General features: G+C 59.5%; 18 protein-coding genes and 1 tRNA gene. 3 read left to right on the forward strand and 16 right to left on the reverse strand.

Annotated features, from left to right (window positions below; translation table 11 throughout):
• Positions 1-14: 14 nt before the first annotated feature.
• From TX24_RS10625 to rpsU, 8 genes are all read right to left on the reverse strand, one after another.
• Entirely contained in the window at positions 15-809 is a 795-nt protein-coding gene (locus tag TX24_RS10625) for a carbon-nitrogen hydrolase family protein (protein WP_044271734.1), read from the reverse strand.
• A 10-nt stretch (positions 810-819) separates the two neighbouring features.
• Complete coding sequence (locus TX24_RS10630; protein WP_003194758.1) at positions 820-2523, reverse strand: flavin monoamine oxidase family protein; 1704 nt, start codon at positions 2521-2523, stop codon at positions 820-822.
• Between the two features lie 147 nt (positions 2524-2670).
• Positions 2671-3117: an Lrp/AsnC family transcriptional regulator gene (locus TX24_RS10635; protein ID WP_003194755.1), complete on the reverse strand. Its 447-nt coding sequence runs from the start codon at positions 3115-3117 to the stop codon at positions 2671-2673.
• Between the two features lie 112 nt (positions 3118-3229).
• Positions 3230-3306 (reverse strand) — tRNA-Ile (locus tag TX24_RS10640).
• Positions 3307-3321: 15 nt separating this feature from the next.
• Positions 3322-7065: a bifunctional diguanylate cyclase/phosphodiesterase gene (locus TX24_RS10645; protein ID WP_057710296.1), complete on the reverse strand. Its 3744-nt coding sequence runs from the start codon at positions 7063-7065 to the stop codon at positions 3322-3324.
• A 135-nt stretch (positions 7066-7200) separates the two neighbouring features.
• Positions 7201-9048, reverse strand: a complete 1848-nt coding sequence (rpoD, locus tag TX24_RS10650; RefSeq protein WP_003194751.1) for an RNA polymerase sigma factor RpoD — start codon at positions 9046-9048, stop codon at positions 7201-7203.
• Positions 9049-9115: 67 nt separating this feature from the next.
• Positions 9116-11086: a DNA primase gene (dnaG, locus tag TX24_RS10655; protein WP_057710297.1), complete on the reverse strand. Its 1971-nt coding sequence runs from the start codon at positions 11084-11086 to the stop codon at positions 9116-9118.
• A 442-nt stretch (positions 11087-11528) separates the two neighbouring features.
• Positions 11529-11744, reverse strand: coding sequence for a 30S ribosomal protein S21 (rpsU, locus tag TX24_RS30680; protein WP_002551877.1), 216 nt, complete (start codon positions 11742-11744; stop codon positions 11529-11531).
• A gap of 203 nt (positions 11745-11947) precedes the next feature.
• Between rpsU and tsaD the strand changes: the two genes are divergently transcribed.
• Positions 11948-12973, forward strand: coding sequence for a tRNA (adenosine(37)-N6)-threonylcarbamoyltransferase complex transferase subunit TsaD (gene tsaD, locus TX24_RS10665; RefSeq protein WP_003194748.1), 1026 nt, complete (start codon positions 11948-11950; stop codon positions 12971-12973).
• A gap of 31 nt (positions 12974-13004) precedes the next feature.
• On the opposite strand, the gene plsY is transcribed toward tsaD, so the two are convergent.
• Positions 13005-13574, reverse strand: a complete 570-nt coding sequence (gene plsY / locus TX24_RS10670) for a glycerol-3-phosphate 1-O-acyltransferase PlsY (protein ID WP_032895027.1) — start codon at positions 13572-13574, stop codon at positions 13005-13007.
• Positions 13575-13648: 74 nt separating this feature from the next.
• Between plsY and folB the strand changes: the two genes are divergently transcribed.
• Both folB and folK read left to right on the forward strand, forming a co-directional pair.
• The gene (gene folB, locus TX24_RS10675) at positions 13649-14002 is read left to right on the forward strand and encodes a dihydroneopterin aldolase (RefSeq protein WP_057710298.1); all 354 of its coding nucleotides are present in this window, start codon (positions 13649-13651) and stop codon (positions 14000-14002) included.
• Positions 13993-14511, forward strand: coding sequence for a 2-amino-4-hydroxy-6-hydroxymethyldihydropteridine diphosphokinase (folK, locus tag TX24_RS10680; protein ID WP_044269459.1), 519 nt, complete (start codon positions 13993-13995; stop codon positions 14509-14511). The genes folB and folK overlap by 10 nt, the downstream gene beginning before the upstream one ends.
• A gap of 72 nt (positions 14512-14583) precedes the next feature.
• Here the strand turns inward: folK and TX24_RS10685 are convergent, their stop codons facing one another.
• The 7 genes from TX24_RS10685 to apaG form a co-directional block, all read right to left on the reverse strand.
• A complete protein-coding gene (locus tag TX24_RS10685) occupies positions 14584-15816 on the reverse strand; it encodes a multifunctional CCA addition/repair protein (protein ID WP_057710299.1) in 1233 nt (410 codons plus the stop codon).
• Positions 15817-15879: 63 nt separating this feature from the next.
• The gene (locus TX24_RS10690) at positions 15880-17445 is read right to left on the reverse strand and encodes a SpoVR family protein (protein WP_003194736.1); all 1566 of its coding nucleotides are present in this window, start codon (positions 17443-17445) and stop codon (positions 15880-15882) included.
• A complete protein-coding gene (locus TX24_RS10695) occupies positions 17442-18713 on the reverse strand; it encodes a YeaH/YhbH family protein (RefSeq protein WP_003194735.1) in 1272 nt (423 codons plus the stop codon). Before TX24_RS10695 ends, TX24_RS10690 begins: the two co-directional genes overlap by 4 nt.
• A gap of 113 nt (positions 18714-18826) precedes the next feature.
• Positions 18827-20749, reverse strand: coding sequence for a PrkA family serine protein kinase (locus tag TX24_RS10700; protein ID WP_003194732.1), 1923 nt, complete (start codon positions 20747-20749; stop codon positions 18827-18829).
• A gap of 285 nt (positions 20750-21034) precedes the next feature.
• On the reverse strand, positions 21035-21364 hold the full coding sequence (gene glpE, locus TX24_RS10705) for a thiosulfate sulfurtransferase GlpE (protein ID WP_032895035.1): 330 nt from the start codon (positions 21362-21364) through the stop codon (positions 21035-21037).
• A gap of 9 nt (positions 21365-21373) precedes the next feature.
• Positions 21374-22225: a symmetrical bis(5'-nucleosyl)-tetraphosphatase gene (locus tag TX24_RS10710; protein ID WP_057710300.1), complete on the reverse strand. Its 852-nt coding sequence runs from the start codon at positions 22223-22225 to the stop codon at positions 21374-21376.
• Positions 22225-22605, reverse strand: a complete 381-nt coding sequence (apaG, locus tag TX24_RS10715; RefSeq protein ID WP_044269452.1) for a Co2+/Mg2+ efflux protein ApaG — start codon at positions 22603-22605, stop codon at positions 22225-22227. Before apaG ends, TX24_RS10710 begins: the two co-directional genes overlap by 1 nt.
• Positions 22606-22671 lie beyond the last annotated feature (66 nt).

Consider the following 22671-nt stretch of genomic DNA (forward strand, 5'->3'; position numbering starts at 1 on the left):
GCAAACCCAATGGGTCAGGGCTTGTGCAGTGCGCCGTAGAGTTCGGCGCGACGGTCTTGCAGGTAGTGGTTGGCGGCTCGGGCGTCGAATATCGATTGGCGCTCCAGGGTGCCGACGATCAAGGCTTCATCCAGGCCGGCCTGGGCAATTCGCTGGCCGTCCGGCGCGGCAATGCTGCTTTGCCCGCAGTAGTGAATCTCGCCTTCGTGCCCGCAGTAGTTGGCATAGGCCACGAAACATTGGTTTTCAAAGGCGCGCGCCCGTACGGTGACGTCGGCAACAAAGTCGAACGGCACCATATTGGCGGTGGGCACCAGGATCAGTTCGGCACCGGCCAGGGCCAGGCGCCGGGTGTTTTCCGGAAACTCCAAGTCGTAGCAAATCAGCATGCCCACCTTCCACCCGTTCAATTCCACCACCGGGAAATCATCGGGGCCGGCGCTGAACATCGAGTGATCAAGATCGCCAAACAGGTGGGTCTTACGGTAGTTGCACAGGCGCTTGCCGTGGGCGTCAATCAACTGCACGGCGTTGTAGATCTGGCCGTCGTCGGCCCGCTCCGGGTAGCCATACAGAATCGCCAGCCCGGCACCTTGCGCCAGTTCGGCAATTGCCTGCGCCGACGGCCCATCCTGTGCCTCGGCCAGTGCGCCAACGGCTTCGGCGCCAATGTTATAGCCGCTGAGGAACATCTCTGGCAGCACCAGCACATCGGCGCCGTGTGCCTCATGGGCCAACCGGTGCAGGCGCTGCAGGTTAGCGGCCACATCCAGCGGCAGTGGCGGGCATTGGTACAAGGCGACACGCATGCTCAACTCCTTATTCTGCCAGGGCGATGGGCCCTATTTCATCGAACACGTCGCCCGGGCCTGGGTTCTGCGGGTGGGTGCTGCCTCCGAAGTGGTTCATGATCCCCCACACCGCGTTGAGCGAGGTTTGTACCGCGCCTTCGACCCAGGCAGGCGTCCACGATACATCATCACCGGCGATGAAGATCCCGCGTTGTTCGGCAGGCATATCCTTTTGCATGAAGTGCGCATACATCCGCTGGTTGTAGCGATAGTGGCCGGGCAAGGCGCCTTTGAAAGCCCCGAGGAAATGCGGATCGGCCTCCCAGGATACGGTGATCGGGTCGCCGATGATGCGCGCCTTGATGTCGACTTTGGGGTAGATCTTCTTCAGTGCATCGAGGGCCAGTTTCACCCGCTTGTCGATAGGCTGGGGCAGCATCTTCAGCGCGTCGCTCATCCACGAGTAGGACAGGCAGATCACCCCCGGCTTGTCGTCGCCGTTATCGAACAGGTAGGTGCCACGGGTCAGGCGGTCGGTGAGGGTCATGCTCATCAGGTCGCGACCGGTTTGTGGGTCTTTGTCTTTCCAGAATGGGCGGTCAACCATCACGAAGGTTTTCGAGGACTGCATGTAGCGAGTGCGATCCAGGGCCATCCACATTTTTTGTGAGAACAGGGTTTCATCGCATTCGATCTGGGTGGTCAGCAGCCAGCTTTGGCAGGTGGTCAGCACTGCCGCGTATTCGCGGGTGTCGCCGTAGTTGTCGGTAACGGCGAAACGGCCATCGGCGGCGTGGGCGATGCGCTTCACGCCGGCCCGTGGCGCACCTCTATGCAGCGAGCTCAGGCTGGTACCGGCCGGCCAGTGGGCGCAGCGTTCCGGCACATGGCGCCAGATGCCCATGGGCACTTGGGCCACGCCACCGACGATCAGGTGTTGATGATCATCGCAGTTGGTCATCACCACACGGAAGATTTCCAGCATGGAGTTGGGGAAGTCAGAGTCCCAGCCGCCGGTACCGAAACCGACCTGGCCAAACACCTCGCGGTGGTGGAACGACAATTTGGCGAAGGCTTTGGAGGTGGCGACGAAGTCGTAGAAGGTACGGTCATCCCACAGCGGCACGAGCTTGTTCCATAGCTCCTTGAGCCTAGGCACGTCGCGGTCGCGGATCGCCTGCTGGATATCGCCGAACTGTGAACCGGCTTCCAGAGCGTCGGCCCAGGCATCGGCCACTTCCTGAAACAGTGCAGGCAAGTCGGCGAGTTTTTGCGCGTAGTGGGTCTGGCCTTCCAGATCGATCACGGTGCTGCCGGACGCCGGAGTGAGCGGGTTGGGAAAGGGCTTGGTCTCCAGCCCCAGCTTGTCCACGTAATGGTAGAACGCGGTGGAGGACACCGGGAACCGCATGCCGCCCAGCTCGGCGATGATGCCTTCGGCGCCTTCAAAGGCCTGCGAGCGCAAGCGGCCACCCATCTTCGAGGCTTCATACACCACTGGCTTGAGCCCCAGCTTCATCAGCTCGTAGGCCGCAACCAGGCCCGCGATCCCGGCACCGACGATCGCCACTTCGGCGCCATGGTTAACCGCAGGAATACTGCCCAGCCCGGCGGGGTGTTCGATCCAGTCATCAAAGGCAAACGGGAAATCCGGGCCGAAGATGGTGATGGGTTTCTTGCCGTCGCCCGGGTGGCGATTGGGCTTGCTGAGGGTGCTGGACGGAATGCTCATGGCTGACCTTACTGACGGCTCGGCGGGAGGAGGGCCCGTTGAGTATAGGAAGAGATGGCAGCCAGTTTAGGGAGCGTTGCGCTCGTTAATAAGACGCAATGTGTCGTCGTATTGCACTAGTTTTAGTCAATATGACGAATATAGTGATCAGATTGGTTGTCCGCGATCCAGTTTGTTACTGAGGATGATCGAGGTGGTGGTTTTCTCTACACCGTCGACACTGCCGATCTGGTCCAGCAATTGGTCCAGTTGCTCCGGCGAATCGGTGCGCAGCCAAGCCACGTAATCAAACTCCCCACTTACCGCGCACAACTGCTGCACCTGGGCCATGGCGCTCAGCCTGCGCAACACCTCTTTGCCCGAACGGGGTTGCACGGTAATGCCCACATAAGCCTGCAACCCACCATCCGCAACGCGCTGGCCCAGGCGCACGCCGTAACCCGTGATGACCTGGGTTTTTTCCAGGCGGGCCAGACGCGACGTGACGGTGGTACGCGCGATGCCCAACTGCCGGGCGAGCATGGCCACGCTTTCACGGGCGTTGAGCTGTAGGGCGGCGATCAGTTGGCGGTCGATTTCGTCTAGGGCGGGCAAGGGGGAGCTCCAGTGCGAGAGGGCAGTGAGCAGGCATGTTACAGGCTTGGCCCTGCGGAAAAAATCACTCGGCCAGATACGCAAAAGCCGCGCAATGCGCGGCTTTCTTGTGTGGTGGGCCCAGTAGGACTCGAACCTACGACCAAGGGATTATGAGTCCCCTGCTCTAACCAACTGAGCTATAGGCCCTCAGTAGGTCGCGGATTATAACGATGGTTTGTTCACTGTGCCATCCGAAAAATCCTCATGCCGTGTACGAAGGAAGCTGGCGGCAAAAAGCTCCGGCGGCAGGGGCAGGCTGACGATGTAGCCTTGCATCTGTTCACACCCCTCGCTTGCGAGGAATGCTTGTTGTGCCGGGGTCTCCACGCCTTCGGCGATGATGGTGAATTGCATGCTGTGGCCCAGGGCGATGATGGCGCGCACGATGGCTGCATCGTGAGGGTCGTCGGGCAAGCCGCGGACGAAGGATTGGTCGATCTTGAGGAAGTCCAGGGGCAGGCGTTTGAGGTAGCTGAGGGACGAGTAGCCGGTGCCGAAATCGTCGATCGCCAGCTGTACGCCCAGGCGCTTGAGTTGGTGCAACACCGCGAGCGCTTCTTCGGCTTGGCTCATGATGAAGTTTTCGGTGATTTCCAGTTGCAGGCAGCCGGGTTCGAGGCGGTAATCGCGCAGCAGTTGTTCTATACGTGACAGCAGGTTGGGGTGACGCAGTTGCGCGCCTGCGAGGTTGACCGACAGGGGGCCGAAGTCCTCGAAAGCCGCTTGCCAGGCGTGCAGTTGTCGGCAGGCCTGTTCCAGTACCCAGTCGCCGATTTGCAGGATCGTGCCGTTCTCTTCGGCCAGGGCGATAAAGTGCTCGGGCGGGACCTCGCCCAGCGTCGGGTGATGCCAGCGGATCAAGGCTTCGGCGCCGATCAGTTGTTGGGTGATCAGGCTGCGTTTGGGTTGGTAATACAGACTCAACTCTTCACGTTCGATGGCGCGGCGCAGTTCGTGCTCCAGCGCTACGCGTTCATTGGCTTGGGCAGTCAGGTCGCGGGTATAGCGCTCGACCCGGTTACGCCCCTTGGCTTTGGAGCGATACATCGCGGCGTCGGCATTTTTGACCAGGGTCGCCACGTCGGTGCCGTCCTGTGGATACAGGCTGGTGCCGATACTGGCGCTGATAAAGAACTCATGCTCGCCGGCCTGGAAGGGCGGGGTAAAGCAGTCGAGCAGTTTGTTCGCCAAGTGCTGGGCGTCGCTGGCCTGTTGCAAACCGGGCAGCAGGATGATGAATTCGTCGCCGCCCAAGCGAGCAACGGTGTCCACGTCCCGCAACTGCTCCTTGAGGCGTACGGCGATGTCTTTGAGCAGCAGGTCGCCGACCGGGTGACCGAGGCTGTCGTTGATGTGTTTGAACCGGTCGAGGTCGAGAAACAGCACCGCGCCCTGCTTGCCACTTTCCTGCTGGCCGTTGAGGGCGGCTTGCAGCCGGTTTTCGAACAGCGTGCGATTGGGCAGGCCGGTCAATGGGTCGTGGTGGGCCTGATAGTCGAGGCGTGCCTGGGCCAGCTTGAGGCTGGAGATGTCGGCGAACACGGCAACGAAGTGCGTGACCAATTGTTCGCGGTTACGCACGGCGCTGATGGTCAACCAACTCGGATACACCTCGCCGTTCTTACGGCGGTTGGAAATCTCACCTTGCCAGTGGCCGTGGGTCGTCAACTGGTGCCACATCGCCGCATAGAACGCGCTGTCATGCAGGCCGGAGGCAAGCAGACGCGGGGTATGACCAAGGGCTTCACCCTCGCTATAGCCGGTTATCTCAGTGAAGGCGCGGTTGACGGCGCTGATGTTCTGCCGTGTGTCGGTGATCAAGACGCCTTCGGCGGTGCTTTCGAACACCGTGGCGGCCTGCTGCAGTTTTTCCTGCATTAACTGGCGTTCGGTGATGTCCCGGGCGATGGTCAGCATGCAATCTTCGTCGCCAATCGGCAGCGGGCGGCTGGACACTTCGCACAGGCGAATCTGGCCGTCGGCACGACGGATATGGCAGATGAAATCGCGGACAAAACCGTCGCGCTGCATCAATTCGAGCATGTGCTTGCGTTCGTTGAGGTCGACCCAGATGCCCAGGTCCAGGGCTGATTGGTCGAGTGAAGAGGCGCTGGTGAAGCCGGTCAGGTGGCTGAAACCCTCGTTTACTTCGATCAGCAGGCCGTCGCTCTGGCGGCTCAGCAGCAAGCCATCGGGGGAGGCATGGAAGGCTTTGGCAAACTTTTCTTCGGAGGTTTGCAGTCGCTGTTGGGTTTCCTTGAGCTGGGTGATGTCCCGCACCACCACCACTAAGGCTTCGGTGGTGTCGAGTTGGAACGGCTCGGCTGAGATCAGACCGGTAAAGGCCTGGCCATTGCTGCGCAGAAACGGCATTTCCAGGTTGCGGATGCTGGTGGTCTGTACTCGTTGCAGCAAATCCGGGCCGCCCCCTTGAATACCCCATATATTCAGGTCGGGGGCGGTTTTGCCCACCACCTCGTCGGCGCGTAGACCAATCTGGTCCTCGAATGCCTTGTTGACCTCCAGCAAGCAGCCATCAGACAACCGGGCAATCACCAGAATGTCGGGGCACTGCTGAAACACCGAGGCAAATTTCTGCTCGGACAGTTGCAGGGCTTCTTCGGTGCGCTTGGCTTCGCTGATGTCGATCATCAGGCCGCGCAGCACCGGCTCATGGCCGTGTTCGATCAGGCTGACAATGTCACGTACCCACAGGCAGCGGCCATCAGCGGTGATGACTCGGTAATCAATACTGTGATCGCGGTTTGCACGGGTTTCCCGATAGCAATAGGCCTCGGCGCGAGTCAGGTCGGCGGGGTGGATGATGTTGCGCCAGAAACCTGGAATCAGCCAATGAGCGCGGGGATAGCCGAGCAGGTCTTCGGCATGGGGCGACACATAGCTGTAGGTGAAATCGCTGATGCTTGCTTCCCAGGCGATGGCGGACAAGCTCTCCACCAGGCCGCGATAGTGGTACTCGCTGCTTCGCAGTTCTTGCTCAAGGGCGACCCGGCGGGAAATTTCCGAGCTGAGCCGGCGATTGATCCGAATGACGATTGCCAGCACCGTACTCAATAGCAGCACCGCTGGCAGGCCGTACGTGAGCAGGTCAGCCCAGAAGGTGCGGTGATCGGTGAAACTACCGACCCAGTGTTGTTGGATCGCATCAGTTTCGGCTGAGCTGAGGTCGGCGAGGACTTTGTCCAGGATGCCCACCAGGATTTTTTCATCCCGCGGCACGCCCATTGCCAGTTGGTAGCGGTAGGGCGTTTCGCCGCTGACGTACAGGCCGTCGAGCTTGAGTTGGCGCAGGCTCCAGACGCTGGAGGCCAGGTCGCCGACTACGGCATCCACTTCATCGGTGGCCAGGGCTTGCAGCGTCGAACTGACGTTGGGCATCGCCACCAGATTCAGGTCCGGATGGTGGGTACGCAGCAGTTCATGGGGCGCGTAGTTTTCCACTACGGCAATTTTCAGCCCGTACAAATCCTTGAGGCTGCGTGGTTTTGCGCCGCCTTCATGGGCCAGGATGACAATGGGGAAGTCGAGATAGGGGCGTGTAAAGGCCAGGAAATTCTGGCGTTCGGGGGTGGACATGATGCCAGGCAGCAGGTCGAGCTGGTTATTGCGGGCTTGTTCAAGCACCGCGGTCCAGTTAACGGGTTCGATCAGTTTGATTCGAACGCCCAGACGGTCTTGGAGTAAGCGTACGTAATCGGCAGCCAGGCCCTGATATCGGCCATTTTCATCGCGATATTCAAACGGAGGCCAGGACGCGTCCACGCCGAGGCGCAGCTCCTGATGGTCCGCCAACCAGCTACGCTCATCATCCGTAAGAGTCAACGCGCCAGCCGTTGCGGTCCAGGTCAGCAGCGACAGCAGTATCACGGTCGGCAATCTGGGCATAACGGTCTCGTTATGGCACGGGGAATGTCTCGAGTGTAGACGGGCATTGCGGGGGCGGGGTGATGCGGGGCAGTAAATCTGTGGAAAGCGGTCGGTAGAAAGCAAAACCCCCGGCCTGGGCCGGGGGTTCTGGTATCACTCGTCGAGGAAGGAGCGCAGATGCTCGCTTCGCGTCGGGTGGCGCAACTTGCGCAGCGCCTTGGCTTCGATCTGGCGGATCCGCTCGCGGGTCACGTCAAACTGCTTACCGACTTCCTCAAGGGTGTGGTCGGTATTCATGTCGATGCCGAAACGCATGCGCAGTACCTTGGCTTCACGGGCAGTGAGGCCGGACAGTACGTCGCGAGTCGCTTCTTTCAAGCTCTCAACAGTGGCGACATCGATTGGCGACTGCATGGTCGAGTCTTCGATGAAGTCACCCAGATGGGAGTCTTCGTCATCACCAATCGGCGTTTCCATGGAGATCGGCTCTTTAGCGATCTTCAATACCTTACGGATTTTATCCTCAGGCATTTCCATGCGTTCGCCCAGCTCTTCCGGGGTCGGTTCGCGACCCATTTCCTGCAACATCTGCCGGGAAATACGGTTGAGCTTGTTGATGGTCTCGATCATGTGCACCGGAATACGGATGGTGCGGGCCTGGTCGGCGATCGAGCGAGTGATCGCCTGACGGATCCACCAGGTGGCATAAGTCGAGAACTTGTAGCCGCGACGGTATTCGAACTTGTCCACCGCCTTCATCAAGCCGATGTTGCCTTCCTGGATCAGATCAAGGAATTGCAGGCCACGGTTGGTGTACTTCTTGGCGATGGAGATCACCAGACGCAAGTTCGCTTCAACCATCTCTTTCTTCGCGCGGCGGGCCTTGGCCTCACCGATCGACATGCGACGGTTGATGTCTTTGATTTCCGCAATCGTCAGGCCGGTTTCGGTCTCAAGCGCGGTCAGCTTCTGCTGGCAACGGATGATATCGGGCTGCAGGCGACCAATGGCCTCGGCGTATTTCGCCTTGCCCTTGGCCAGTGCGTCGCTCCAGCTTTCGTCAACTTCGTTGCCCGGGAACTGGCGCAGGAAATCGGTACGCGGCATGCGCGCATCACGCACACAGAGCTGCATGATTGCACGCTCTTGGGCACGCAGACGCTCAAGAGCACTGCGAACACGCTCAACCAGGCCTTCGAACTGCTTGGGCACCAGCTTGATTGGCATGAACAGCTCAGCCAGGGCCACCAGCTCGGCAATCGCCTGCTTGTTGCCACGACCGTGCTTTTTCAGGGCCTTGCGGGTGATTTCCATTTGATCGGAAACCGCACCGAAGCGCTGGGCAGCGATAACCGGGTCTGGACCGCTTTCGGCTTCTTCTTCGTCGTCGCTGCTTTCAGCTTCGTCGTCGTCGGTGTCGTCGTCCGCTTTTGCGGCTTTCGCATCAACAGGCGGCGGCACTTCGGCGGCAGGCGGCGCAATGCCGTCGTCCGGGTCGATATAACCGCTCAGGACGTCGGACAGGCGGCCACCTTCGGTGGTGACGCGGGTGTACTCGGAGAGAATGTGGTCAACCGTGCCAGGGAAGTGCGCAATAGCGCCCATCACTTCACGGATGCCCTCTTCGATACGCTTGGCGATTTCGATTTCGCCTTCGCGTGTCAGCAGCTCGACGGTACCCATTTCGCGCATATACATGCGCACCGGGTCTGTCGTGCGGCCGATATCGGTCTCTACTGCAGCCAGCGCGGCAGCAGCTTCCTCAGCGGCGGCCTCGTCGGTATCAGCGTCGGCCAGCATAAGGGAATCCTTATCTGGCGCGACTTCGAATACGTTGATCCCCATGTCGTTAATCATGCGGATGATGTCTTCCACCTGCTCAGGATCTGAAATATCCTCAGGCAGGTGGTCGTTGACCTCCGCGTAAGTCAGGTAACCCTGCTCACGACCAAGAAGTATCAACTCTTTGATACGAGACTGCTGTTGCGCTTTTCCGGACATAACACCCTATCCACTGAAGGTCTTGGCGGGCAAAAAACAAGCCGAGGATTATACCCGAGCTATGACCTCACACGCCAGCTGAGGTCGGGTTTGATGCGTAAACATTCTGTTTTAAGAGGTCGCGCATCTGTTTTGCTATCTGAATTTGCTCTTCAGCCGATAATCCCGGCTGCCTCGCTCTCTTGATAAGTTCATCGAGGGTCTGAGTGTGTTGACCCGCGGATAACCTATTAATGGTGTCTAAAAACTGTTGTTCAAGGTTGTCGCCGTCAATTAGCCACTCCTTTTCCGCCAGTGCCCGCAATAAACGGCCCTGTTCCGTGCCATGCCAGCGAGCCATCAACTGAATTGAGTTTAGCTTAGGGTTTTTCTGCACGGCTTCGATCAGTGCGATAAGCACCTGAGCGTAGGTGTTGCTCTCGTTGGCAAAGTGGTCGGCACTTTCAACCTTGCCGGCCAATTGCGGGTGGTGAATCAGTGTGCGCAGTGCAATCAGTGTGGGGGCTTCCACCGCTACGGGTGTGCGTGGCGCGTAGGCTTCATCGCGATCACCGCGTTTGCCGTTTTTGCTCCAGGGCTTTTTGTCCCACTTCTTGCCGCCGGCGCCCGGCTTCTTCGGCGTCCATTCCTGCTGGGGCGCGAAGGCCTCCTGAGGTTGATGAAAGTCAGCGTAGTCCGGCATGGCGTCGTAATCCATGCCGGGGTCGTAGGCTGGCGGCGCATCCTGCGGGGCGCTGTGCACCAGCTGGCTTACGGCTTCGCCGCTCAAACCGGTGATCTCCAGCAGGCGCTGACGCATCAGTGTGCGCAAGTTGGCGCCCGGGACTTTATCGATCAGCGGCGCCGCGAGGGTGGCCATATGGGCCTTGCCTTCGAGGGAGCGCGGGTCGGCCTCTTCGGTCAGTTGCTGAAAAAAATAATCCGCCAGCGGCTGCGCATGTTGATTGATGCGTGCGCGGAACGCGTCGGTACCTTCCGAACGCACCAGGGTGTCCGGGTCTTCGCCTTCGGGCAGGAACAGGAAGCGAGCGCGACGCCCATCCTGCAGGCTCGGCAGCGTGGCTTCGAGCGCGCGCCAGGCGGCGTTGCGGCCAGCCTGGTCGCCGTCGAAGCAAAACAGCACGCTGGGCACGACGCGAAACAGGCGCTTCAAATGTTCTTCGCTGGTGGCGGTGCCGAGGGTGGCGACCGCGTTGCGCAGGCCTTGTTGGGCGAGGGCGATCACGTCCATATAGCCTTCAACCACAATGATCTCGTCGAGGTTGCGGTTGTTCTTGCGCGCTTCGAACAGGCCGTAGAGTTCCTGGCCCTTGTGGAACACCGGGGTCTCCGGAGAGTTCAGGTACTTGGGCTTGTCGTCCCCGAGTACGCGGCCGCCAAAGGCGATGATACGGCCACGGCTGTCGCGTATCGGGAACATCACGCGGTCGCGGAAGCGGTCATAGCGCTTGCCGGTCTCGGCGTTTTCCACCAGCAGGCCGGCATCGATCATGGCCTTTTGCTGGAGGGTGTCGCTGCTCAGGTGCTTATACAGGTTGTCCCAGCCCGGCGGGGCGAAGCCGAGACCAAAATCCCGAGCGATTTCGCCGGTGAGGCCGCGCCCTTTGAGGTAATCGACAGCGGCCTTGCGCTGCGGATGGCTCTTGAGTGCCTGGCGGTAAAAGTCGGCAGCGGCGGTCAGTAGCGGGTACAGCGGCGAATCGGTGGGTTGCCGGGGTTTGTGCGGGCGACCACTTTCTTCGCGGGGCACTTCCATGCCGGCGGCTTTCGCCAGGTCCTCGACAGCCTGGGGGAAGTCCAGGTTGTCGTGGTCCATCAGGAAGCCCAGGGCGTTCCCGCCTGCGCCGCAACCGAAGCAGTAATAAAACTGTTTGTCGGGGCTGACGCTGAACGATGGGGTTTTTTCTTTATGGAAAGGGCAGCAGGCGGTGTAGTTTTTGCCGGCTTTTTTCAGCTGTACGCGTGAGCTGACAACATCGACGATGTCGGTGCGGTTCAGAAGGTCGTCAATAAAGCTCTGGGGAATCAGCCCGGCCATGGCGTTCTCGTCATCACTGCGTGTAAATGAGGGCCCGTGACGTGTTCAAGCGCACGTATGGCGTGCTTGATCATCATCGTCTGCATGGGTCATCAGGAAGTGTATCTGCCGAATATTCACTGAGGGTAGTTTCTGATCAGTCTTCGGCATGGAAATGTTGCCCGGGCGTCCGGTCTTGGCCAATGGCGGCCTCGGAAACGCATCGATGGGCACAGCCGACACGGTTGATCGTCTGTTTGAAGAATAGGTGTGCTCGTCAGTAGCCTTGTTAGGCTCGTCAGAAGAGACGTGCACCGCTGGCAAAAGAGCCAGCCCTGACGTGTGAAGCAGTGTCTCGGTCGCGTGTGCGGCGTCGACGGTGAAGCATCAAGCGATATCCGCAAATGCCAACAGCCCGGCTGAGGGCCGGGCTTGGCAGAAGCTTGCTACGAACGTCTGTGTATTAGTACAGACGAACGGCGCGGCGCTGTTCGCGCTGAACTTTCTTAGCGTGACGCTTAACAGCGGCTGCTGCTTTGCGCTTACGCTCAGAAGTTGGCTTCTCATAAAATTCGCGGCTACGAACTTCAGCCAGAACACCGGCTTTTTCGCAGGAGCGCTTGAAACGACGCAGAGCTACGTCGAAGGGTTCGTTCTCTTTTACTTTGACGGCTGGCATCCAGAGCTACCTTCTTTCATTACCGGGAATCAACGTTCTCGTCGCAAAAAATTCGCGGCTGAGGTCGTCGGTTTTTAAGGGTTGCGGATGTTAACCCCTCATTGCCCGGAATGCAAAGCCTCTGATCGAAAACCGCTAGTCGGGAGGGGGAGTGGCGACTATTATGCGCGCCTTCGAATTCAGCCTCTACAAGGCGCAAACCCATGCTAGTACTGGGACTTGAAACCTCCTGCGACGAAACCGGAGTCGCACTATACGACAGTGAACGCGGGCTTTTGGCCGATGCACTGTTCAGTCAGATCGACCTGCATCGCGCCTATGGCGGCGTGGTGCCGGAGCTTGCCAGCCGCGATCACGTCAAGCGCATGCTGCCGCTGATCCGCCAAGTGCTGGATGAGGCCGGCTGTGTGGCAACCGAGATCGATGCCATCGCCTACACGGCAGGGCCCGGATTGGTCGGAGCCCTGCTGGTTGGGGCCTCTTGCGCCCAGGCGCTGGCCTTTGCCTGGGGCATTCCTGCCCTCGGCGTGCACCATATGGAAGGCCATTTATTGGCGCCCATGCTGGAAAAAACACCGCCAGAGTTCCCGTTCGTCGCTTTGTTGGTTTCGGGGGGGCATACGCAGCTGGTTCAGGTGGATGGGATCGGCCAATACACGCTGTTGGGCGAGTCGCTGGACGATGCTGCCGGCGAAGCGTTCGACAAAACCGCGAAGATGATGGGGCTTAATTATCCTGGCGGTCCGGAAATCGCTCGCCTGGCTGAGAACGGCGTTGCCGGTCGCTACACCTTCCCGCGGCCGATGTGTGATCGTCCTGGCTTGATGTTCAGTTTCAGCGGCTTGAAAACCTCTGCCTTGAACACCTGGCAGCAGAGCGTCAGCGCCGGGGACGACGGCCAACAAGCCCGTTGCGACATCGCGCTGGCGTTCCAGCAGGCTGTGGTGGAGACTTTGACCATCAAGTGCAAGCGCGCCCTGAAACAGGCGGGCATGAAGCGGCTGGTGATCGCAGGTGGCGTCAGTGCCAACAAGGCGTTGCGCAGTTCCCTGGAAAAGATGCTCGGCGACATGAATGGCAATGTGTTCTACGCACGCCCTGAGTTCTGCACTGACAACGGCGCGATGATCGCCTACGCCGGTTGCCAGCGCTTGCAGGCCGGGCAGCACGAAAGCCTGGCGATCAGCGTGCAGGCGCGCTGGCCGATGGAACAATTGCCGCCGTTGTAAGGTTCAAGGGCGCCGGGCCCAGGCGGGGTATTTAAAAATGCCGTTCGCGCCCGGCAAACAGGTCGCGTAGATTGCCGCGGTGACGCCAGACGATCAGCAGTGTCAGTACGCTCATCGGCACCAGTGCTTGCGGTTCCTGCCAGGCCAGCAGCGGTAGGGTCAGTGGCGTAGCAATCAGCGCGGCCAGCGAGCTGGTGCGGGTCAGGTAGAACGTCAGTAGCCAGGCGAGCATGGCCAGTAACGCCGCAGGGGGGTAAATGCCCAGCAGCATGCCGGCCGCCGTGGCGACGCCCTTGCCGCCGCGAAAGCGGAAGTACAACGGGAACAGGTGGCCCAAGACGGCACATAGGCCCACCCAGGCTTGCTGTTGCAAGCTAAGGCCGACGAGGCTGGCGATCAGCACGGGCAGCAGGCCCTTGCACAGGTCGCCCAGCAAGGTCAGGACGGCGAGTTTCTTGCCGGCCAGGCGCAACATATTGGTGGCGCCGGCATTGCCTGAGCCACTCATTCGCGGGTCGGGATTTCCCGTCAAGCGGCTGAGCAAAATGGCGAAGGACAGCGAGCCGAGCAGGTAGGCGAAAATCGCCAGTGACCAAAACATGCTAACTATTCCGGGCGAGGACGCCCTGATTCTAACGGGGCATCGCGCCCTTGTCGTGCTGCGGAGAAAAGTGCTTGGACAGAGTGTTTATCGAAGGCCTGGAAGTCGACACCGTGATCGGGGCTTACGACTGGGAGCGCGGAATCCGGCAATGCCTGCGCCTGGACCTGAGCTTCGCCTGGGATAATCGCCCAGCCGCGGCCGGTGATGACCTGACCCTGGCACTGGATTACGCCAGGGTGTCTGCGCGTATCCAGGCCTTTGCCGAGCAGTCCCAGTACCAGTTGGTGGAAACCTTTGCCGAGCGCCTGGCCGAAGCGCTGATGAGTGAATTCCAGATTCCCTGGCTGCACCTCAAGTTGACCAAGCCCGGCGCGGTACCGGCTGCCAAGGGCGTGGGCGTGGAGATCGAGCGCGGATGTCGTTGACTCAGGTTTACCTCGGGCTTGGCAGCAATATCGAGCGCGAGGCTCGTTTATGCGCCGGCTTGGATGCGTTGGCGGGCTTTTTGACGGATATGCGCTGTTCAGCGGTGTTCGAAAGCCAGCCGGTGGGTATCAAGAGCGGGCCGTTTTTCAATCTGGTGGTGTCGGCTTATACCGACCTGCCGTTGATGGAATTGGATCGCCGCTTGAAATCCATCGAGGCCGACAATGGCCGCTACGCGCCCGACCGCAAAGGCCTGCCGCTGGATATCGATGTGTTGTTGTATGGCGATCTGGTGGGCGATTTTGATGGCTTGGTCCTGCCGCGAGCCGAAATTCTGAAAAACGCCTTTGTGTTGTGGCCGCTGTCGATGATGGCGCCGCAGCGTATGCATCCTGAGGCCGGCAAGACGATGGCCCAGTTGTGGCGAGACGCGCAGATTGATCAGGTGCTGGCACCTGTGGCGTTCGAGTGGCAGGGGCAGCCACTCACGCCGCTAGCTCTTTTGTAGGCGCCGAGCTTGCTCGCGAAAAACCTGAGGGCGCTGCGTCATCGTTGAGGTTCTTCGCGAGCAAGCTCGCTCCTACGGGGGCTTTTGCTGTTCCTTGTAGGCTTTCAATGCGTTTAGTCGTTCGCGCTTGAGCGCCTCGCCCAGTTCGGGGCCTTTGAAGCCTTTTTCCAGCAGTGGCGCTACCGGCACTTCGCGTGCGGCCTTTGCCGCTGCGCGCAAATAATCGGCCTGTGGATAACTGCGTTGCTCAAAACCCTGGCGGCCCCGAGCGTCCATTTCGCAGGCCGCCACGAACTCTTCAAAGCGTTGCGGCCGACGGTACACGTCGAAGCTTTGCAGCAACTCCAGCAATGTCGAGGCCTTGAGCTCCAGCGCACGATGCCCATGGGTATGATATTGCCCCACCAGCAGGGCCAACTCCTGGCAATCCTTCGGCACCTTGAAACGCTCGTTCACCGCTTTGATCAGCTTCAGGCCGCGTTGCTCGTGGGCAATATGCTGCGGCAACTTATCCACAGGCGTCAGGCCTTTGCCCAAATCATGCAGCAGGCAGGCCCAGCGCACGCTCAGCGGTTGCTTGTGCAGGGCGGCCTGCTCCAGCACGCTCAAGGTGTGCACGCCGGTGTCTATTTCCGGGTGATGCGCTGCGGGCTGCGGCACGCCGAACAGCGCATTCACTTCCGGCATCAAGGTTTTCAGCGCGTCGCAGTCACGCAGCACTTGGATGAATACCTGGGGTTGAGCTTCCATCAGCGCCCGTGAGATTTCCTTCCAGCTGCGCTCGGGGGTAAGGGCCTCCAGCTCGCCGGACTCACTGAGTTGGCGCATTAACGCCAGGGTCTCAGGGGCGACTGTGAAGCCCAGAGGCGCATAGCGCGCGGCGAAGCGTGCAACGCGCAAGACGCGGAGGGGATCTTCGGCGAACGCGGGAGAAACATGCCGCAAAATACGCGCTTCAAGGTCGCGTTGGCCGTGGTAAGGGTCAGTCAGATTACCTTCGTCGTCCTCCGCCATGGCATTGATGGTCAGGTCACGCCGGATCAGGTCTTCTTCCAGCGTAACGTCGGGGCTCGCATGGAATATAAAGCCGCCGTAACCCCGGCCATTCTTGCGTTCGGTGCGAGCGAGGGCGTATTCGTCACCGTTCTTCGGGTCGAGAAATACCGGGAAATCAGCGCCCACCGGTTTATAACCTTTGGCGAGCATCTCTTCGGCCGTCGCGCCAACGACGACGCGGTCTATATCGGTGACCTCGATGCCCAGAAGGCGATCACGTACGGCGCCGCCGACTTTGTAGATTTTCATGAAAAAGCCTCCATTAGCGGCACAGGATAACGCCTGAGCCTGGCCAATGGAGGCTTTGCTGTTTCAGAGATGAACGACGGCCATGTCCAAGCGGCCGTAGTCGTTGTCGTTATGATCGCTGCGCGGTGGCACATGGTGGGTTTTCATCACCTGGTCGCCCTGCAGGGTTTCCAGATGAATATCAAAACCCCAGAGCCGATGCAGGTGCTTGAGCACTTCCTCGGTGGATTCGCCCAAGGGTTTGCGGTCGTGCTGCTGGTGACGCAGGGTCAGCGAACGGTCGCCACGCACGTCGATGCTGTAGATCTGCACGTTAGGCTCGCGGTTACCCAGGTTGTATTGCGCGGCCAGGGTTTCGCGAATGATGCGGTAGCCGGGTTCGTCGTGGATGGCAGGCACCACCAGGTCATCCTTGAGGTCGTCGTCCAGGATGCTGAACAGCTTGAGGTCGCGAATCACCTGGGGCGACAGGTACTGCAGGATAAAACTCTCATCCTTGAAGCTGCTCATCGCGAACTTGATGGTCGATAGCCAGTCGCTGCCGGCGATTTCCGGGAACCAGCGGCGGTCTTCCTCTGTGGGGTGCTCGCACATACGGCGAATATCGCGATACATGGCAAAACCCAGCGCATAGGGGTTGATGCCGTTGTAATACGGGCTATCGAAGCCTGGTTGGAAGACCACGCTGGTGTGGGACGTGAGGAACTCCATCATAAAGCCGTCAGTGACCAGGCCTTCGTCGTACAGGTCGTTCATCAGGGTGTAATGCCAGAAGGTAGCCCAGCCTTCGTTCATCACCTGGGTTTGGCGCTGGGGATAAAAATATTGCGCGATCTTGCGTACGATGCGCACGATTTCACGCTGCCAGGGTTCCAGCAGCGGTGCGTGTTTTTCCAGGAAGTACAGGATGTTTTCCTGCGGTTCGGCGGGGAAGCGTGCATTGTCCTTGTCGCTGTTCTTGTCGGCGCGCTTGGGGATGGTGCGCCACAGGTCGTTGATCTGTTTCTGCAGGTGCTCCTCGCGTTCCTTCTGGCGCAGGCGCTCCTCTTCGGCAGAAATAGGATAGGGGCGCTTATAGCGATCGACCCCGTAATTCATCAGCGCATGGCAGGAGTCCAACAGGTCTTCCACCGCATCGATACCGTGGCGCTCCTCGCACTGCATGATGTATTGCTTGGCGAACACCAGGTAATCGATGATCGAACTGGCATCGGTCCAGGTGCGAAACAGGTAATTGCCCTTGAAGAAACTGTTATGCCCATAGCAGGCATGGGCCACTACCAGCGCCTGCATGCAGATGGTGTTTTCTTCCATCAGGTACGCGATGCACGGGTCGGAGTTGATCACGATCTCGTAGGCCAGGCCCATCTGGCCCCGGGTGTAGGACTTCTCGGTACTGAGGAAGTGTTTCCCGTAGGACCAATGGTGATAGCCCAGGGGCATGCCCACCGAGGCATAGGCATCCATCATCTGTTCAGCGGTGATGACTTCTATCTGGTTGGGGTAGGTGTCCAGGGCATAACCCGCCGCGATACGGCTGATTTCCCGGTCATAGGCCTGGATCAGTTCAAAGGTCCACTCGGAGCCGGTGGAAATGGGTTGGCGCTTGTTCTCTTTTTTGGCGGTCATGTCACTAACCTGCGCTGGAAGAGTTCACGGAAGACCGGGTAGATATCGCCGGCCGAGACCAGTTGCTGCTGGGCGAACGTATCGGCAAAGGCTTCGCCGATGCGCTCGTATTCGAACCACAGGGCCTGGTGCTCACGGGGGGTGATTTCGACGTAAGTGTAGTACTGCACGAACGGCATGATCTGGTTGATCAAAATATCCCGGCAGATCGGCGAGTCGTCGTTCCAGTTATCGCCGTCGGAGGCTTGGGCGGCGTAGATGTTCCACTCGTTGGCGGGGTAGCGCTCGGCCATGATCTCCTGCATCAGCTTCAGTGCACTGGAAACGATGGTGCCGCCGGTTTCCCGCGAGTAGAAAAACTCCTCTTCGTCCACTTCCCGGGCGCTGGTGTGATGGCGGATGAACACGACGTCAATCTTGTCGTAGTTCCGTTTCAGAAACAGGTAAAGCAGGATAAAGAAGCGCTTGGCGATGTCCTTGGTGGCCTGGGTCATGGAGCCGGAAACGTCCATCAGGCAGAACATCACCGCCTTGGAGCTGGGGTTGGGTTGCTTGACCAGCAGGTTGTACTTCAAGTCAAAGGTATCGAGGAACGGCACGCGGTGAATGCGTGCGCTGAGTTTTTCGATTTCCGCCTCGATTTCCTGGATATCGCCGAAGTTGTCCGGTTCTTCGCGCTTCAAGCGTGCTAACTCTTCCTTGGCCTGCTTGAGTTTGGCGCGGCTGCTACCGGACAGGGCGATGCGCCGTGCATGGGCTGAACGCAGGGTACGGATGATATTGATGCGCGAAGGGTTGCCCTCGTTGCTGATGCCTGCGCGTACGGTCTTGAAGGTGTCGGTGCCGGTGAGGTTGCGCTTGACCAGGTTGGGCAGTTCCAGGTCTTCGAACATGAATTCGAGGAATTCTTCCTGGGTGATCTGGAACACGAATTCATCCATGCCTTCGCCAGAGTTGCCGGCCTTGCCCGGGCCTTTGCCACCGCCGCCGCCTTGTGGGCGCTGGATATGTTCGCCGGTGGTGAATTCCTTGTTGCCGGGGTGTACCACGGTCTGTTTGCCGCCGCGACCATGGTGAAGCACCGGTTCATCGATGTCCCTGCCGGGAATGCTGATTTGTTCGCCATGCTCCATGTCGGTGATGGAACGGCGGCTGACGGCCTCTTCTACCGCCTTTTTGATGTGGTCACGGTAGCGCCGCAGGAAACGCTGACGGTTTACCGTGCTCTTGTTCTTGCCATTGAGGCGTCGGTCGATCACATAGCTCATGGGGAGCCCTCCGGGCAGCTTCACGTTACAAGCTTCAAGCCGCGAGCTGGAAGCTTAGGGACAAGCGGTCGCATGCCAGGCCGGATGCCTGGCAGTGCGCGCTTGCCGCTGCCTTACTGCGATTTGCGAACCCGCAGGTACCACTCGGAGAGCAGCCGTACCTGTTTGTCGGTGTAGCCTCGCTCGACCATGCGTGTGACGAAGTCGTTGTGTTTTTGCTGATCCTCCTTGCTGGCTTTGGCGTTGAAGCTGATGACGGGCAGCAGGTCCTCGGTGTTGGAGAACATTTTCTTCTCGATGACCACCCGCAGCTTCTCGTAGCTGAGCCAAGTGGGGTTCTTGCCGTTGTTGTTGGCACGGGCACGCAGTACGAAATTGACGATCTCGTTGCGGAAATCCTTCGGATTGCTGATGCCGGCGGGTTTCTCGATCTTTTCCAGTTCTTCGTTGAGGGCCACGCGGTTGAGGATTTCGCCGGTTTCCGGGTCGCGGTATTCCTGGTCCTGGATCCAGAAGTCGGCGTACAGCACGTAGCGGTCGAAGATGTTCTGGCCGTACTCGCTGTACGACTCCAGGTAAGCGGTCTGGATTTCCTTGCCGATGAACTCGATGTAGCGCGGCGCCAGGTATTCCTTGAGGAAGCGCAGGTAGCGCTCACGGGTTTCGGCTTGGAACTGCTCCTGTTCAATCTGCTGCTCAAGCACATAGAGCAAGTGCACCGGGTTGGCGGCGATCTCGTGAGGGTCGAAGTTGAAAACTTTGGACAGGATCTTGAACGCAAAGCGCGTCGACAGACCGTTCATGCCCTCGTCCACACCGGCTGTGTCACGGTACTCCTGGATCGACTTGGCCTTGGGATCGGTGTCCTTGAGGTTTTCGCCATCGTAGACGCGCATCTTCGAATAGATATTGGAGTTCTCCGGCTCCTTGAGGCGCGACAGCACGGTGAACTGGGCAAGCATCTTCAAGGTGTCGGGCGCGCAATGGGCCTTGGCCAGGGAACTGTTGAACAGCAGTTTGTCGTAGATCTTGATTTCGTCGCTGACCCGCAGGCAGTACGGCACCTTGACGATATAGATCCGGTCGATGAAGGCTTCGTTGTTCTTGTTGTTGCGGAAGGTATGCCATTCCGATTCGTTGGAGTGGGCCAGCAGGATCCCGGTGAACGGAATCGCCCCCAGGCCTTCAGTACTGTTGTAGTTGCCTTCCTGGGTAGCGGTGAGCAGTGGGTGCAGCACCTTGATCGGTGCCTTGAACATCTCCACGAACTCCATCAGGCCCTGGTTGGCCCGGCACAATGCGCCCGAATAGCTGTAGGCATCGGCATCGTTCTGCGGGAATTCTTCCAGTTTGCGGATATCGACCTTACCCACCAGTGCCGAAATGTCCTGGTTGTTTTCATCGCCGGGTTCGGTCTTGGCCACGCCGATCTGGTTGAGGATCGACGGGTAGAGTTTCACCACGCGGAACTGGCTGATATCACCACCGAACTCGGCCAGGCGCTTGGTGGCCCAGGGCGACATGATGGTGTTGAGGTAGCGCCGCGGTATGCCAAAGTCTTCCTCCAGGATTGCGCCATCTTCCGTGGCGTTGAACAGGCCCAGGGGCGACTCGAAGACGGGCGAGCCCTTGATCGCATAGAAGGGCACCTTCTCGATCAATTGCTTGAGCTTTTCCGCCAGGGACGACTTGCCGCCGCCGACCGGGCCGAGCAGATAGAGGATCTGCTTCTTCTCTTCCAGGCCTTGGGCGGCATGGCGGAAGTAGGAAACGATCTGGTCGATGCATTCTTCCATCCCATGGAAGTCTTCAAAGGCCGGATAGCGGCGGATCACCTTGTTGGAAAATATCCGCGACAGGCGCGAATTATTGGCGGTTTCCACCAGTTCTGGCTCGCCAATCGCCAGTAGCAGGCGTTCGGCGGCAGAGGCGTAGGTGCTGCGGTCCTGTTTGCACAGCTCGAGATACTCCTGAAGCGTGAGTTCTTCCTGCTGTGTGGACGCGAAGCGTTGTTGGAAGTGGCTAAAGATACTCATGACGTCGTCACCTCGCTCGATACGTGGAGCCGACGCCGGATCAATCAGTCGATGCTGGCAGTCATTGACGCACGCCAATGGCTGTTTTCCCCCCAGAACACCCTGAAACGCTACCGATGACCCGTACGCCGGTGTACCGGCTCTCCCCTGATTCGGATGGCCTGCGCTTAAGGATAGTTCGGAATCCGGGAGGTCAAGGCGCGATGCGCAATTAGTTTGGCTGCGCCGTTCGTCAGAAACGGCGCAAGCCCAAGCGTCACGCGGGGTAGCGGGGTGTGAAAAAAATTATTGCGAATCGCCTGAAGAAATTTCCGCAGGAAAGGTCGCACGCCACAGCTCAAACCCGCCGTCCAGGCTATAGACGTCGGAGAAACCCTGGCTGATCAGATACGCGGCTGCGCTCTGGCTGGAATTGCCGTGGTAGCAGGCGACGATCAGCGGCGCATCGAGGTCAGCGGCGCGGATGAAGTCGGCGATGTTGACGTTGTCCAAATGCTGGGCGCCGGTGATGTGAGCGGCGGCATAAGTAGGCTGGTCGCGGATGTCGACGACTACAGCACCTTGCTCACGCAGGGCCTGGGCTTCTTGGGGAGGGATACGTTTGAATTCGGTCATGGCGGGCTCCTAGGGCTTGGCGGCGGCCGTCTGGGTAATGGAAAGGGGCGATTCGCACTGGCAGTCGAGACGTTCGCCCGTGTCGATGTTCATCAGGGTCATGGCACCGCCCCACACGCAACCGGTGTCGAGGGCGAACACGCCGGGCTCATCGCATTTGCCTTCCAGCGCGGCCCAGTGGCCAAAGATGATCTTTGTGTCACGGGTCTTGCGTTCCTTGTAGGCGAACCAGGGCTTGTAGCCGGGAAGGGCGGTGTCGGCGCCTTCCTTGCTTTTGAGGTCCAGTTTGCCTTCGGCCGTGCAGAAGCGCATCCGTGTGAAGTAGTTGGTGATGACTCGCAGGCGGGCCACGCCCGTGAGGTCGTTGTCCCACTTCACTGGGTCGTTGCCGTACATGCCGTCGAGGTACGCGGTGTACAGGTTGTCATCGGCCAACGCAGTTTCAACTTCGGCAGCGCATTTGAGGGCTTTTTTCAACGTCCACTGGGGCGGGATACCGGCATGCACCAAGGCCATGTTGCGGCCTTCATCGTAGTGCATGAGTTTTTGCCGGCGCAGCCAGTCGAGCAATTGAGCACGGTCTGGGGCTTCGAGGATTTCCCGCAGGGTGTCGCCTTTTTTGAGGCGTTCGATGTTGTTGCCGGCCGCAAGCAAGTGCAGGTCATGGTTGCCCAGCACGCAGACCAGAGAATCACGCAGGCTATAGAGGTAGCGCAGGGTTTCCAGGGACTGCGGGCCGCGGTTGACCAAGTCGCCTACCAGCCACAGGCGATCATTTGCCGGGTCGAAGGCTACGCGCTCCAGCAGGCGCTTGAGAGGGTCCAGGCAGCCTTGCAGGTCGCCGACCGCGTACGTCGCCATCAGTGCAGGGCTCCTGGTACGGCCAGGCGGAAGGGCTTGATGATGGCATCGAACAGTTGGCCGTCGGTGGCCTTCATCTGATACGAGCCCTGCATGGTGCCGACCTTGGAAGTCATCACCGTGCCGCTGCTATAAGTGTGGCTGGTGCCGGCGTCGATCAATGGCTGTTGGCCGACAACGCCTGCCCCGCGCACTTCCTCAACCTGGCCGTCGCCATCGGTGATGATCCAGTGGCGCGACAGCAGCTTGGCCGGCACCAGCCCGTTGTTCTTCACTGTAATGGTGTAGGCAAAGGCGAAGCGGTTATGTTCGGGTTGCGATTGGTCCGCCAGGAAGCGGGTGACGACGCTGACGTCGATCTGATAGCGAGGATCGGACATGCAAGAGGCCTTAAAAGCGAAGGACAGCAGATGCGGGTCAGTCTAGGCCAAGAGGAGGGCACTAGG

The sequence above is a fragment of the Pseudomonas lactis genome, from assembly GCF_001439845.1.
Lineage (GTDB): Bacteria > Pseudomonadota > Gammaproteobacteria > Pseudomonadales > Pseudomonadaceae > Aquipseudomonas > Aquipseudomonas lactis.